The organism is Zoogloea sp. (assembly GCF_030157465.1).
Taxonomy (GTDB): Bacteria; Pseudomonadota; Gammaproteobacteria; order Burkholderiales; family Rhodocyclaceae; genus Zoogloea.
Genome location: NZ_JAOAUU010000162.1, coordinates 1,755 through 15,004 on the forward strand (window position 1 = coordinate 1,755; position 13,250 = coordinate 15,004).

A 13,250-nucleotide genomic window follows, 5' to 3' on the forward strand; every position below is an offset into this window, starting at 1 on the left:
GCCAAGGCGCTGGCGGCGAGGGCCAACTTCTAAACCGCCTGCACGGCGGCGAACGCCGTGGCCAAGGCGCTGGCGGCGAGGGCCAACTTCTAAACCGCCTGCACGGCGGCGAACGAGCGGGCCCGGATTCGTCGTCAGGCTTCCGACTTCTAAACCGCCTGCACGGCGGCGAACCAAACCGAAACTGGCGCCGCGCCATGCACGCGCTTCTAAACCGCCTGCACGGCGGCGAACGCCGGCAACGGCTGCAAATTCGTTGGCGTTGACTTCTAAACCGCCTGCACGGCGGCGAACCCGAAGACCGGCAAAGCACTCGCCGAACGGGTCTTCTAAACCGCCTGCACGGCGGCGAACCCAGAGGGCATCACTCACGATGCGCAGCTCCGCTTCTAAACCGCCTGCACGGCGGCGAACTGGCTGGGCATCACGGTGGTCAATCAAGCCGACTTCTAAACCGCCTGCACGGCGGCGAACGTATCCGTCGTGCCGCACGCCATCGAGCAGGCCTTCTAAACCGCCTGCACGGCGGCGAACCTGCAGGAACGCGGCCTGGTGATCGATGTGGACTTCTAAACCGCCTGCACGGCGGCGAACTCATCGGCATCGGTAGCATGGGACTCGATGAGCTTCTAAACCGCCTGCACGGCGGCGAACCTGGCCAGGCACATCACCGAGCCGTGGTGGCTCTTCTAAACCGCCTGCACGGCGGCGAACACGACGAGTGGCTTACGCCGCCCGAAATCCTTCTTCTAAACCGCCTGCACGGCGGCGAACGACCTGCATTGCTGCACGCTTTCGGCCAGTGACTTCTAAACCGCCTGCACGGCGGCGAACGCGACATTCAGAATCAGCAAGCAAACCGGGGCCTTCTAAACCGCCTGCACGGCGGCGAACGACGCAAAACTTTGGGCAGGATGATGCACTCACTTCTAAACCGCCTGCACGGCGGCGAACTCCCGCCCGATGGACGTGGTGACGCTGGACGACTTCTAAACCGCCTGCACGGCGGCGAACGCTGCTTTCCGCCCTCACGATCTGGTCCGCCTCTTCTAAACCGCCTGCACGGCGGCGAACGCCTTCCCCCAAGTCGGGCAGGTCGAGCAAATCTTCTAAACCGCCTGCACGGCGGCGAACTGGTCTTTCCGGAAGAAAACTGTTTGAGGTTCAAGGGTTTAGTGATGATTCTCCCGGTTTGGCTTTGTTTTTGGGGTGGTTGTTCATCTCCTTGTTTTTAAACGGGTTTCTCCGCCATGGATTTGACGAAGGTGAACAGCAGGTCGAGGGCTTCCGCGTCTTGCAGGGTTTCGATAAGGCGGGCGCGGAAGGTGTTGTCCTTGATGCGCGGGTCGGCGCCGCATTCGAAGGCGAGGGGCATGACGTAGGCGTCCTTGATGAGGTCGGCCACGTCGAATACGAGGGCGCCGCGGCGGGTCTTGCCGTGGAGGAGGGGGAAGGCGTAGCTGATGCCCAGGCCGTTGAGGGCGACTGCGGCGAGGCCGTAGGCGATGTAGTTGCCGTGGTCGAGGAAGCTGTTGACCCGGTCTTCGCGGCTTTCCCGGGCGCCGGCGCCTTCGTTGCGGGTGAACTGCAGGCCGTAGCCGGCCGACAGGCCGGCATACAGGGCGCGGGCCCATTCGGCTTCGGCTAGCAGTAGGGCCTGTACATCGGCGGAGGTTTCGCTGCGCGCCTTGAGGCGGTCGGCGGCGCCGGGCGGCAGGGCGATGTGGCGCTGCAGGAGATCGGGGTTGCGTTGCCAGACGCGGGCTGTGAGGTCGATGCGTTCTGCGATGAGGGCCTTGGCAAGCTGCAGCCGCCGGGTGTCGTCGCTCCAGTGGCGGACCCAGCCCTGCATGTATTCGGTGGGGCGGTATTCGCTTTGGGGGGTGAGGAACACGGGTTCGGCGGTGGCGAAGAGTGGCGAGCCGCCGCTGCCGCAGAAGCCGATGAGCACGTTGGATTCGGCAAGCCGGCGGACGGCGGCGTCGGTGATGGAGGTGCCCTTGCCGAGCAGCAGCAGGGCGGTGTTGCGTTCGGGGAGGTTGAAGTATTGCTCCACGTCTTCGCCGGTTTCGGTGAGCCAGATGATGCGCTCGTCCTTCTGGAGCACGCGGGCGTGCTCCAGGTAGAAGATGTTGGCGCGTTTGGAGAGGAGGATCTGCCGTGGCTTTGCGCGGGGCTTGTTCATGGCAGGTCGGGCAGACCGAAGGGGCGGGTGGCGGTGGCGAGGCCGTAGGCGTCGGGGCTGGCCTCGTCGCCGGAGTCTGCCGGACGGGCTTCGACGTAGAGCCGCCAGGTGTGGCCATTGCTCTCGCTGCGTAACGGAAAGTAGAGCAGGCGGGCTTCGTCGGCGGTCTGGATGCGGCGCAGGCGCAGGTTGCCGTCGGGCTTGCGTTCGGCCCGGCGTGAGGGGATGCGGTAGCGGCGGAAGCTTGTCCAGGGGCCGGCGAAGTCGTCGGGGACGGCACGGGGATAGCTGTAGCGGGCGCACTCGGCGACGGCCCGGTGGCCTTCGGTGGCGGCGACGAGTGCATCGAGGGCATCGCGGGCTTCGGCAAAGATGCGCAGGCGCGGAAAGGCGCGCGGGTAGTCGGGCAGCGCCAGGGCGTACTGCCCCGGCTGCTGGCGAAAGGCGCCGTGGAGCACGCGCAGCACGGCTGCCGCGGCGAGCGGCGAGGCTTGCCGCTCGAGGGTGAGATCCACAAAGCAGCGGGGGTGCATCACTCCTTGCCTCCCGAGAAGACGCCGCCGCGGATGAGGCTGGCGATCATGAACATGCCGTCGGGCGAGGTGGGGTCGAGGGTGTTGAGGCGGCGGGCGAATTCGAAGGCCGAGGTTTTCTTGTCGCGGAAGAATTCCTGGGCTTCGAGGCTGGCGCCGTTGGGTTCGACTGGCAGCGGCCGGCCGTATTCGGCATAGGCGGGATACCAGGTGTCGATGGTGCGCAGGGCGTTGCTGATCTTCTGGTCGCGCAGGGCGGCGTGGCCCATGGTGCGGGTGCTGGCGAATTCCATCCCGCTGTTGCGGGCGCTGCGTTCGGGGGCGCCGAGGCAGTAGAGCGGGCGGGCGAAGCCACGGGGCTTGTCCTCGACATAGTTTTGCGAGGGGAAGACTTCGATGGCGCCGGCGATGCCGAAGTCCACGTGGGCTTCGATGCGCAGGCCGCTGTCGTCGCTGCCGCGCAGGCCGTCGGCCAGTATGGCGGCGACGCGGCGCTCGTCATCGGTGATGGCGTCGAAGTGATTGAGCGGGGTGGCGAGGGCGTCGAAGTGAGCGAGGGGCTCGGCGCGGCCGTTGGCGTCGACCCGGGCGACATCCACGCGCACCGTGCGGGCGATGGTGCGGTTGCGCCACAGCCAGCGGCCGTTGGCGATGTTGCGGGCAAAGCGGGCGGCGACTTCGTCGAGGCCGGCGGATTCCTTGGCGCGTTCGACGAAGCTGCGCACGCTTTCGCGGTAGTTGCGCACGTCGTCGTCCTTGTCGGTGCTGGATGGGGCGCAGGCGAAGAGCACGTTCTCCAGGTCAAGGCAGCGCAGGCCGAAGCGGACGGCGAGGGCCTGGGCGTGTTCGTCTAGCTTCGCGGTGTCGGTGGTCTGGATGTTGGAGACTTCGGCGCGCTTGGCGGCGGCCGCGGTGGATTTCTCGGCGTCGCCGCTCTTGTTGACGTTCTGGGTGCCGCGGATGCCGTGGCGCACCACCATCACCGGGCTCTGGCCGTCGGCAAGCACGTTGAAGAAGGGCGCGTCGGTGATGACGAGGCCGCGCTGGAAGGAGAGGACGCCGGGGAGCTTCTTGAATTCGGGTGCGTTCATGGTGCGGGTTCCTTTACGAAGTTTGGGTTTGACGGACGACAAAGACGTCGTCCTGCAGCCAGGTGTGTTCCCAGAAAGGGATGGGGCGGGGGCCGTAGTCGCGGCGGGAGACGTACTGCACGAGGCCGAGAAGGGGCTCGCTGTAGGCGTGGAGGGGTTGTTCGCCGTCGTCGTCGGGGCGCTTGCCGGTCATGCGCACGCCGTCACGCCGGGAAAAGGGGGTGATGGCGGCGTAGCCCAGCACGGTGGCGGCAAGCCAGGACATGGGCAGGGTGGGGCTGTCTTCCGGTTCGGCCTTGCTGCGCGTGGCGCGGCGGCCGATTGCGGTGACGAGGGCTTCCACCGGGTGGTCGTGGGCGGCCATCAGGTCGCTGCGCTCAATGAGCCAGTAGCCGTTACGTAGCGTGAGGGCGTCAGGGTCGTCCTGCACGTCGACGGTGCCCACTTCATCTACGCTGCCGCCGGCGATCCGGGCGCTGTGCAGGAAGCGCTCGACCTTTTTCTGATTGACCGGGCCATCGACTTCGATGAGCAGGGAAATGACGAGGTGACAGGAGGCGGTGGGCTGCAGCGAGAGCGCGTGAGGGTTCTTGGAAGAGTAGTCGGTGGCGTCGATGAAGGTGGCGCCACGCCGTTGCTGGGGGTGGAAGTCGTAAAAGCCGTCGCTGCCGAACTCGCCAAGGAGCTGGCCGTCGTGGTGGAGGATGGCGACGCGGCGTGGGCGGCAGCCAGTCTTGAGCCCGAGGTTGTGCACGAAGAGCACGATGGCCATGACGGGTGCGGCGTTGATGGCGTAGTTGCCGGCCAGGGCGTTGGCGGCGCGGACGCGGAGTCGGGAGAGGTGTAGATAGCTCATCGTGCGGCGTCCTCGGCGATGGCCTGGAGTTGGTAAAGATCCTGCTGGTCGAAGTGGAAGTCGCCGTGCTCGTCGCCAAAGCGGAAGTCGGCGATCAGCGCGGCCAGCCGGGTGGCGAAGGTGCGGGGCCAGTCGCGATCCCGCAGATCAGGATCGACGAGACCGCGGGCGATCGGGTCGGCGTTGATCGAGACCAGCGGCGAGCCGCCGTTGGGTAGCACGTCCACGTGCTCAAGGAGGCGTTGCCGTGCGAGCTCGCCCTGCGCGAGCACGGCGTCGACGATCTGGCGGACGTTGGCGGATTCTTCGTTGCGGGTGCGCATGTCGGTGGGGATGAGCCCGCCGTTGCGGGCGCGGGCCGCGCGGCACCAGTTGCGGAATTCCACCAGCAGGGGGCGTGGCAGGCGGATCGGGATGCCCTGAAAGTGCTGGGCGAGGGCTGCCTTAACCTGCCGGTTTTCGGCGGGAGGGAAGAACACCAGCGGGCGCTGCATCTCGCGGACGAGGGAGCCCACGTTCTGCGGATTGGCACCTCCGAGCCCGAACACGGCGGTGGAGATGCGCTGCAGCTTGCTGGTGTCGGTGTCGCTGGGCGTGCGTAGCGTTTCGTTGTGAGCGCGGGTTGCCAAGCGAATCGAGCGGCTGACACCGCTGGCGCTGAGGGGAGTGATGGCGACGTAGCTGCCATCCGGGCGTGGGAGCAGGAGCTGTCGGGCGCGGAGCGACACCCTCTCGGTGCCGATCTCGTTGCCGCGCTGCGAGCCGTCGGCGAGCCTGGCGAGAAGGTGTCGGGCTTCATCGGCCGGGGCCGTGGATTTGCCTTCCCGCACCTGCCGGAGTTGTTTGACTACGGTGGCTATCTTGCCGGCGTTGGCGGTGTAGTCGAGATCAGGGGTTTCGCCCGCGGCAAGCAGGGTGCGGGCCGAGACGTAGGGCAGCTTGAGTGCCTGCGCCGGTGCAAGGCGAACGCCGCCGGCGGGGATGTTGGAGTTGGTGGTCTTGTGGGAGAAGGTGACGAGATTGTCGATGGTCTCGGCATAGAGTTCTGGCGGGAGGGAAACCCAGGGCGGGGCCTCGGGTATCGCTTTTGGGGTTCGAGCCATCTGATGCTCCTTGGGTAGGGCAGAATGATGGCAAAAGCGTATTCTCGTATTTGAAATACGTCAAATAATTCCTTCTTGACTTACTAGGATAAAAAAGTATCCGCGAATGCGGTTTGGGATATTCCGCCTGCTCGGCGGCGAACTGAGTTGCTCCTTGCGGACTTACTACTTCTAAACCACCTGCCTCGGTGGCCGCGGCAGCGTATCACGGGCGAGACCGATTCCGAATGCACATCACCCTGATTTCCGCCTGCGAGCGCCGGGCGGTCAAACGCAGCCGCGCAGTGCTGGACAGCTACGCCATCCGGACCGGTGAGCGTTCATGGGCAACGCCGATCACCCTGGAAGGCTTGCGCGAACTCCGTTCGCTGCTCAAAACATCGGCGACCCGGCAGACAGCCGTGGCCTGCTATCGCAACGAGGGGCGCGAGCGGATGCGCCTGCTATGGGTGGTGGGCACGCGGGATGCGTTCGGCCCGGACGGGCACTTTCCTGCCGGGACGATGCGCCGCAAGCGCCGGCCGCCGCCGTGGCTGCCGGTGGTCAGCCTGCTTGCCCAGGCTGCGGGGTTGGCACATGACCTAGGAAAGGCGGGCAACTTCTTTGCTGACAAGTTGGCCCGTGCCGTGGCGGCGCCCGCCGAAAAAGCCGAGGCGGACCCGGTGCGTCACGAGTGGCTGTCAATGCGGGTGCTGCAACTGCGCAGGCGTGGCAAGGATTGGCCCGGTGCGTGGTCCGCGCTCACCCGCCCCCGCCCGGTGGAGGACATGGACGGGCTGGAGGACCGGGGGGTCTTCGGCCCCGCCGACGCCCTCGACTACATCGTCGCGACCCATCACCGGCTGTTCGGCCCGAGGGATACGCCATCGTCCTCGCCGACCTGTGATCGGCATGTGCGGGATGCCGGGCAGTCGCGGCAGCTGGCGCTGGCGGGCGAGTTGCCGGCAGATATCCTGGACGAGCTGGATCGCGTGCTGGCCCGCCTGAACCGCCGCGCAGGCGAGCGTCCGCCGGCCTTCTGGCGCGGGGCGGCGGTGCTGGCGCGGGCCGCGTTGATCCTGGCCGATCACGAGGTGTCGTCCCGCCCGGTACTGCCCGGCGTGAAGGGCTGCGGTCTGTTCGCCAACACCAAGAACGGGGCATTCGACCAACCCTTGTGCTGGCACCTGCAGACCGTGAGCCGTCGGGCGGCGGACTTTGCGTGGCGCATCGCCGGTTTGCGCCTGCCGGGGCTGGCGACCGAGACGGTGGAGCACATCCTCTCGCCGGCCGACGAGCGCGGCCGCTTCGCGTGGCAGAACCGCGCGGTGGCGGCGGTGAGCGCCTTCCGTGCCCGCAGCGAGGCGCCGCTGCTGATCTTCAATGTGGCGGCGACCGGGGCGGGCAAGACCATCGCTAACGCCAAGCTAGCCTGCGTTGCATCGTCCCGGCCACGCTTTGCGATTGCGCTGAACCTGCGCACGCTGACGCTCCAGACCGGCGATGCGCTGAGGGAGTCGCTGGGCCTGGGGGCTGATGAGATGGCCACCGTGATCGGAGATCGTGTGGCCGCGCGTCTACATGCGGCGGCCCGAGAGCAGGGCGCTTACGCTGGAACGTTCGAGACCGATGGCCCAGCCACCGAGTATGACGCACTGGGCGGTGCGGTGTTGCTGCCGGGCTGGATGAAGGTGCTGACCGATGCGCGTCCGTCTCTCGCGCCGGTGATCGGGGCGCCGGTGCTGGTGTCGACCATCGACTACCTCATCAATGCAGGCGAGCCGGGGCGGCAGGCCCATCATGTGGGGGCGCTGCTGCGCATTGCAGACAGCGATCTGGTGCTGGATGAGGTGGATGCGTATGCGCCCGAAGCCCTGGTAGCGGTGTTGCGGCTCATCCAGACGGCGGGGCTGATGGGGCGTAACGTGATCTGCTCGTCGGCAACGCTGCCGGTGCCGGTGGCCGAGGCGGTGAGCCGGGCCTTTGGCAGCGGCGTAGCGATGCGCGGTGCGCTTGAAGGTGGTGACGGCAAGTTTGGCGTCGTCGCGGTGGATGACCGTGGCCCCGCTTCTGTCTTCGAGGGCGGAGAGGATTTTGCGCAGCGCTTCCGGGCGCATCTGGATGCTTTGATGAAGCTGCCGGCGAAAGCCGTGCGGCGCGCTTTCATTCAGCCTATCGAGTCGCGCAGCCGGGAAGGATTTGAGTCCGCCGTGGTGGATGCAGTGCGTCGGTTGCACCGGGGACACCGCTGGCGCGTGGGTGCTGGGAAGACGCTGTCTTTCGGATTGATACGAGTGGCCAACATCCGCACGGCAATTGCGACGGCTCGGGCTCTGGCGCAGGCATTGCCACATGCCCGGGTGGCCTGCTATCACGCTCGGGATTTCCGCATCCATCGGCATCTGAAGGAGCAGAGGCTGGATTTTCTGCTCAACCGCAAGCGCGGTGACCGACACATTGTCGCCGATACCGAGATTGCCGAACTGCTTGCCGGTTCGCCAGACGGCGATGTGCCTTTCATCGTGGTGGCGACGCCGGTGGAAGAAATCGGTCGCGATCACGATTTTGACTGGGGTGTGATCGAGCCTTCCAGCGCGCATTCCATCGTGCAGGCGGCAGGGCGGGTGAATAGGCATCGGCTTTTGCCGGTTTCAGAGCCGAATATCGCGATCCTGCGCTACAACGCGCGCTGGGCGTTAGGGCGTGAAGGCGATGCAATTTTCGTGCGCCCGGGGCTCGAATCCCGCCTGATTGGGATGTGGCGTTACGCGAGTTCAGATATGAATCTACTACTCAAGGATGCGGATCTTGAGCGGCTGGACGTTCGGCTGCGGCTTGGGACGTGCCTGATGGCAACTGAGGAGGATCGCATCATCACGGGTCGTCTTGCCGATCCAATGAAGACACTTCTTGGTGGGCAGGCCAATCCCTCAGGGTGGATGACTCAGGGGTTCTACGATTGCTACCGCCTACGTGATGGCGTACCGCAACGAACTTGGCGTGCTGTGCAGGAGAGTGGCTGCTGGAAGTTTCAGGTGGATGGTGACGACATAGGTGTCGGGCGTGGTCGCAATCTTGCGCTGATAGTTGAGCGTCTTTCCAATGACTGGCTGTGCTGGGATCTGGATGAGCTCGCTGAGACCTGTCGTGAACTTGAGGTGGATACCAAGGAGGGCGCGTCCAGAGGGCTGGAATTCCAGTATCCCGACTGGGGCGCGGATGCTCCTAGCTGGGATCAGTCCTTTGGTTTTTTTTAGGCCCTCTAGTGAGTGGTGGATGCTACGCGGGGCCCTCCTGAGGCGCGTAGATATCCCACGCGCTCCATGGGCGGGCGCCTTGCTTTTGTGCGAGAACGAGGTTTGCTGAGTGTGCTTCGCACTTAACGTTGGTGACGGCCATTAGCCCGACGCACGCTAGTCGGTAGCCTCAACACGATGGGACCGGCGAAATAAGTGCTCAATCCTGCCCCCGCAACCAGTTTCAAGCGTTAAGGCTCAATCACTCCGGTGCTTGGGCTTTTTTGCTTTTTGACGCCTGAATCAGTGCTCCATGTCGACCGGGTGCTGAACAAAAAGGGCTGCCAGATCGGGCAGCCCTTTTGCTTGTATGGGTCAGGCGTTCTTGCGCTTCTGCCAAAGCACATCGCCGCGGCCGCCGGCCCGATTGAGCACGCGTCCCAGCACGAAGAGCAGATCCGACAGCCGGTTAAGGTACTGGCGCGGTGCGTCGTTCACGGATTCCTCCTGGCTCAGCGCCACGATCATCCGCTCGGCGCGCCGGCACACGGTGCGGGCCTGGTGGGCGAGGGCTGCGGCGCGGGTGCCGCCGGGAAGGATGAAATCCTTCAACGGTTCCAGGTCGTCGTTGAAGCGATCGAGTTCTTCTTCGAGGTGTTCCACCTGTTTTGCCGTGATCATCTCCATGCCGGGGATGCACACTTCGCCGCCCAGATCGAACAGGTCGTGCTGGACGTTCGTCAGCAGCACGCGCACGTCGTCCGGGAGTTCCTCGCAGAGCATGATGCCGATGGCTGCGTTTGCCTCGTCCACTTCACCCAGGGTGTGGATGCGCAGGCTGTTCTTGGAAACCCGGTTGCCATTGCCGAGGCCGGTGGTGCCGGCGTCGCCGGTGCGGGTGTAAATCTTGGACAGGCGGTGGCCCATGGTTTTGTCCCTCTTCCTTGGTATGTTCTTGAACCACGGATTATAGCCAGCGGGGGCGGGCGAGGTTGGATGCTACAATTTCCGGCTCTGTAACCTGAATTCCCCGACCGTCGCCAGGCGACGTAACCCGGAGCCCCCACGCCGATGAAAAGCGCCGAAATCCGCCAGAAGTTCCTTGAATTCTTCGCCTCCAAGGGCCACCAGATCGTGGCTTCCAGCTCGCTGGTGCCCCACGAAGACCCGACCCTGCTGTTCACCAATGCAGGGATGAACCAGTTCAAGGATGTTTTCCTCGGCTTCGACAAGCGCCCCTATACCCGCGCCACCACCTCGCAAAAGTGCGTGCGTGCCGGCGGCAAGCACAACGACCTTGAAAACGTCGGCTACACCGCGCGCCACCACACCTTCTTCGAGATGCTGGGCAACTTCAGCTTCGGCGACTACTTCAAGAAGGATGCGATCGCCTACGCCTGGGAGCTGCTGACCGAGGTCTACAAGCTGCCCAAGGACAAGCTCTGGGTCACCGTCTACGCCGAGGACGACGAGGCCTACGAGATCTGGAACAAGCAGGTCGGCGTGCCGGCCGAGCGCATCGTGCGCATCGGCGACAACAAGGGCGCGCGCTACGCGTCCGACAACTTCTGGATGATGGGCGACACCGGCCCCTGCGGCCCGTGCACCGAAATCTTCTACGACCACGGCGAGCACATCTGGGGCGGCCCCCCGGGTTCGCCCGAGGAAGACGGCGACCGCTTCATCGAAATCTGGAACAACGTGTTCATGCAGTTCAACCGGGACGAAGCCGGCGTGATGCATCCGCTGCCCAAGCCTTCGGTGGATACCGGCATGGGCCTCGAGCGGATTTCCGCTGTTCTGCAGCACGTGCATGCCAACTACGAGATCGACCTGTTCCAGGCCCTGATCGCCGCCGCCGCCCGCGAGACCAGCAACGCCGACATGGACAGCCCGTCCCTCAAGGTGCTGGCCGACCACATCCGCGCCTGTTCCTTCCTGATTGCCGATGGCGTGATTCCCGGCAACGAAGGCCGTGGCTACGTGCTGCGCCGGATCATCCGCCGCGCCATCCGCCACGGCTACAAGCTGGGCGCCCGCGCCGCCTTCTTCCACAAGATGGTGCCGGACCTGGTGGCCGAGATGGGTGAGGCCTATCCCGAGCTGAAGACCGGCCAGCAGCGCATCACCGACATCCTCAAGCAGGAAGAAGACCGCTTCTTCGCCACCATCGAAAACGGCATGGCGATCCTCGAAGGCGAACTCGCCGCGATGGCCGCTGCGGGCAATACCGTTTTCAACGGCGAAACCGCCTTCAAGCTCCACGACACCTTCGGCTTCCCGCTCGATCTCACCGCCGACGTGTGCCGCGAGCGCAACGTGACCGTCGATGGCGCCGCCTTCGACGCCGCCATGGCGCGCCAGAAGGAGCAGGCCCGCGCGGCCGGCAAGTTCAAGATGGCCACCAACCTTGAATACGACGGCCCGGCCACCACCTTCCACGGCTACGAAGGCCTCGAAGCCAAAGGCAATGTGCTGGCGCTGTACAAGGACAGCGTGGCCGTCAATGAGCTGGTTGAAGGCGAGATGGGCGTCGTCGTGCTCGACGAAACCCCGTTCTACGCCGAATCCGGCGGCCAGGTGGGCGACCGCGGCGAGCTGCGGTCGGTGCACGGCATCTTCACCGTCGAAGACACCCAGAAGATCCAGGCCACCGTTTTTGGCCACCACGGTGTTGTTACTACCGGCAAGCTGACCGTCGGCAACGGCGTCACCGCCAAGGTCGATACCCTGGCCCGCGCCCGCACCCAGCGGCACCACTCGGCCACCCACCTGATGCACAAGGCGCTGCGCGAAGTGCTCGGCGAGCACGTGCAGCAAAAGGGCTCGCAGGTCGATCCGGACAAGACCCGTTTCGACTTCGCCCATACCCAGCCGGTGACCGCCGCGGAAATCGCCCGCATCGAGCGCATCGTCAACGACGAGATTCTTGCCAACGCCGCCACCGAAGCCCGCGTGATGGACATCGAATCCGCCCAGAAAACTGGCGCGATGATGCTCTTTGGCGAAAAGTATGGCGACGAAGTGCGCGTGCTTTCCATCGGATCATCCAAGGAACTGTGTGGCGGCACCCACGTGGCCCGCACCGGTGACATCGGTCTGTTCAAGGTGACGCTCGAAGGCGGCGTTGCGGCCGGCGTGCGGCGTATCGAAGCCGTTTGCGGCGACGTGGCGGTGGCGCTGGTGCAGGATCAGCAGGTTCTGCTCGATGGCGTGATTGGCGCCCTCAAGGCCCAGCCGCAGGAAGTGCTGACCCGCGTCGCCCAGGTGATGGACAACGTGAAGGCGCTCGAAAAGGAGCTCGCCCGCCTTAAGAGCAAGCTTGCCGCCAGCCAGGGCGACGATCTGGTGAGCCAGGCGGCTGACGTGGGCGGCGCCAAGGTGCTGGCCGCGATGCTCGAAGGCGCCGACGTGACGGCCCTGCGCGAAACTCTCGACAAGCTGAAGGACAAGCTGAAGAGCGCGGCCGTCGTGCTGGCCAGCGTTTCGGATGGCAAGGTCAGCCTGATTGCCGGCGTCACGTCCGATCTGACCGGCAAGGTCAAGGCCGGCGAGCTGGTTAATTTTGTCGCCCAGCAGGTGGGTGGCAAGGGCGGCGGCCGCCCGGACATGGCCCAGGCCGGCGGTACCGACGCGGCAGCGCTGCCGGCTGCGCTGGCCTCGGTGGTGGGCTGGGTCGGCGGCAAGCTGGGCTGATCTGCATGAGTTTCAGCGCATGGCGCTTCTGCCCCCAGTGCGGGAGCCCGCTCGAGTGGGGCGAGCTGGCGGGGCAGCACCGCCAGCTGTGTTTCAACCCTCCCTGCGGCTTCGTGCGCTGGGACAACCCGCTGCCGGTGGTTGCGGCAATCATCGAATGCGTGGATCGGGATGGCGCGGTGCTGATTGCCCGCAACCATGCGTGGCCGGAGAAAACCTTCGGCCTCGTCACCGGCTTTCTCGAGCGTGATGAATCACCGGAAACCGCGGTGGCGCGTGAGGTACTCGAGGAAGTCAGCCTTGAGGCCGTTGCGGTGAAGCTGGTTGGCGTTTATCCCTTTTTGCGCAAGAACGAGGTGGTGATCGCCTATCACGTGCAGGCGCGGGGCGAGATCGTGCTGAACGAGGAACTGGCGGAATACCGTTTGATCGCCCCCGAAAAATTGCGTCCGTGGCCGCAGGCAACCGGTTTGGCGGTGCGCGACTGGCTGCTTGGGCGCGGAATCGCGGTGCCGGATTCGTTCTGATCCCGCCGCAATAAACAAAAAAATCGCCGGCCACCCTTTGCAGG

General features: G+C 65.2%; 9 protein-coding genes and 1 CRISPR repeat array. Of the genes, 3 read left to right on the top strand and 6 right to left on the bottom strand.

The window, feature by feature from the left end; genetic code table 11:
- Positions 1-26: 26 nt before the first annotated feature.
- A CRISPR array of direct repeats spans positions 27-1,134; the repeat unit is 28 nt; unit sequence CTTCTAAACCGCCTGCACGGCGGCGAAC.
- A 97-nt stretch (positions 1,135-1,231) separates the two neighbouring features.
- From cas1f to Q1W26_RS19570, 5 genes are read right to left on the bottom strand one after another with little or no spacing between them, the layout of a single operon-like run.
- Complete coding sequence (gene cas1f, locus Q1W26_RS19550) at positions 1,232-2,185, bottom strand: type I-F CRISPR-associated endonuclease Cas1f (RefSeq protein ID WP_300443576.1); 954 nt, start codon at positions 2,183-2,185, stop codon at positions 1,232-1,234.
- Positions 2,182-2,718 (bottom strand): type I-F CRISPR-associated endoribonuclease Cas6/Csy4, encoded by a 537-nt coding sequence (locus Q1W26_RS19555; protein ID WP_300443579.1) that lies wholly within the window; start codon positions 2,716-2,718, stop codon positions 2,182-2,184. Before Q1W26_RS19555 ends, cas1f begins: the two co-directional genes overlap by 4 nt.
- Positions 2,718-3,809, bottom strand: a complete 1,092-nt coding sequence (csy3, locus tag Q1W26_RS19560) for a type I-F CRISPR-associated protein Csy3 (protein WP_300443582.1) — start codon at positions 3,807-3,809, stop codon at positions 2,718-2,720. Before csy3 ends, Q1W26_RS19555 begins: the two co-directional genes overlap by 1 nt.
- A gap of 13 nt (positions 3,810-3,822) precedes the next feature.
- The gene (locus Q1W26_RS19565) at positions 3,823-4,665 is read right to left on the bottom strand and encodes a type I-F CRISPR-associated protein Csy2 (RefSeq protein ID WP_300443586.1); all 843 of its coding nucleotides are present in this window, start codon (positions 4,663-4,665) and stop codon (positions 3,823-3,825) included.
- Positions 4,662-5,768 carry a hypothetical protein gene (locus Q1W26_RS19570; protein ID WP_300443589.1) on the bottom strand — a complete coding sequence of 369 codons (1,107 nt, stop codon included), beginning with the start codon at positions 5,766-5,768 and terminating at the stop codon, positions 4,662-4,664. Before Q1W26_RS19570 ends, Q1W26_RS19565 begins: the two co-directional genes overlap by 4 nt.
- Positions 5,769-5,995: 227 nt before the next feature.
- Between Q1W26_RS19570 and Q1W26_RS19575 the strand changes: the two genes are divergently transcribed.
- Positions 5,996-9,004: a hypothetical protein gene (locus tag Q1W26_RS19575; RefSeq protein WP_300443593.1), complete on the top strand. Its 3,009-nt coding sequence runs from the start codon at positions 5,996-5,998 to the stop codon at positions 9,002-9,004.
- Positions 9,005-9,358: 354 nt separating this feature from the next.
- On the opposite strand, the gene Q1W26_RS19580 is transcribed toward Q1W26_RS19575, so the two are convergent.
- Positions 9,359-9,910, bottom strand: coding sequence for a cob(I)yrinic acid a,c-diamide adenosyltransferase (locus Q1W26_RS19580; RefSeq protein WP_300443595.1), 552 nt, complete (start codon positions 9,908-9,910; stop codon positions 9,359-9,361).
- Between the two features lie 144 nt (positions 9,911-10,054).
- Between Q1W26_RS19580 and alaS the strand changes: the two genes are divergently transcribed.
- Both alaS and Q1W26_RS19590 read left to right on the top strand, forming a co-directional pair.
- Positions 10,055-12,679, top strand: coding sequence for an alanine--tRNA ligase (gene alaS / locus Q1W26_RS19585; protein ID WP_300443598.1), 2,625 nt, complete (start codon positions 10,055-10,057; stop codon positions 12,677-12,679).
- 5 nt (positions 12,680-12,684) lie between these two features.
- Positions 12,685-13,206 (top strand): NUDIX domain-containing protein, encoded by a 522-nt coding sequence (locus Q1W26_RS19590; protein WP_300443600.1) that lies wholly within the window; start codon positions 12,685-12,687, stop codon positions 13,204-13,206.
- The last annotated feature ends 44 nt before the right edge of the window (positions 13,207-13,250 follow it).

Bases quoted from the DNA above. Each gene is read 5' to 3' on its own strand.
- cas1f (WP_300443576.1), bottom strand. From the start codon at position 2,185: ATGAACAAGCCCCGCGCAAAGCCACGGCAGATCCTCCTCTCCAAACGC.
- Q1W26_RS19555 (WP_300443579.1), bottom strand. From the start codon at position 2,718: ATGCACCCCCGCTGCTTTGTGGATCTCACCCTCGAGCGGCAAGCCTCG.
- csy3 (WP_300443582.1), bottom strand. From the start codon at position 3,809: ATGAACGCACCCGAATTCAAGAAGCTCCCCGGCGTCCTCTCCTTCCAG.
- Q1W26_RS19565 (WP_300443586.1), bottom strand. From the start codon at position 4,665: ATGAGCTATCTACACCTCTCCCGACTCCGCGTCCGCGCCGCCAACGCC.
- Q1W26_RS19570 (WP_300443589.1), bottom strand. From the start codon at position 5,768: ATGGCTCGAACCCCAAAAGCGATACCCGAGGCCCCGCCCTGGGTTTCC.
- Q1W26_RS19575 (WP_300443593.1), top strand. From the start codon at position 5,996: ATGCACATCACCCTGATTTCCGCCTGCGAGCGCCGGGCGGTCAAACGC.
- Q1W26_RS19580 (WP_300443595.1), bottom strand. From the start codon at position 9,910: ATGGGCCACCGCCTGTCCAAGATTTACACCCGCACCGGCGACGCCGGC.
- alaS (WP_300443598.1), top strand. From the start codon at position 10,055: ATGAAAAGCGCCGAAATCCGCCAGAAGTTCCTTGAATTCTTCGCCTCC.
- Q1W26_RS19590 (WP_300443600.1), top strand. From the start codon at position 12,685: ATGAGTTTCAGCGCATGGCGCTTCTGCCCCCAGTGCGGGAGCCCGCTC.